At 49.7% G+C, this 380-nt stretch carries 1 protein-coding gene; it reads left to right on the top strand.

Annotated elements, in window-relative coordinates; all coding sequences use genetic code 11:
* Positions 1-380: oxidoreductase (locus JWG43_RS19385; RefSeq protein ID WP_443112638.1), on the top strand; the 380-nt coding region annotated here is incomplete at both ends.

The following is a 380-nucleotide window of genomic DNA, read 5'->3' as shown; positions in this document are numbered from 1 at the left end:
GGACCGGCGGTAGCCAACTTGATGAAGCGCAGGGTGGCTGGCTCACCTTTGCACCAACTGCTGTTCCCTTTACAGGTAATGAAACAGCTCCGGAGGCATTGTCTTTAGAGGGCATCCAGAAGGTGGTCGCTGATTTCAGAGCAGCTGCAAAACGCGCTTTACAGGCAGGCTTTAAAGTGATCGAAATTCATGCGGCACATGGATATCTTATCCATGAATTTTTATCGCCTTTAAGCAACCACCGGACAGATGAATACGGAGGCCCGTTTGAAAACCGTATAAAAATATTACTGGATATTATTGCAGCGATCAGGCAGGAATGGCCCGATGAACTTCCGTTGTTCGTCCGCATTTCCGCAAGCGACTGGACGGAAGGCGGA

Source organism: Desulfobulbus alkaliphilus (assembly GCF_016918545.1).
In the GTDB taxonomy this organism is placed as follows: domain Bacteria; phylum Desulfobacterota; class Desulfobulbia; order Desulfobulbales; family Desulfobulbaceae; genus Desulfobulbus; species Desulfobulbus alkaliphilus.
The sequence above is the reverse complement of the archived record's forward strand: the minus strand, read 5'-3'. Positions and strand labels throughout refer to the sequence as shown.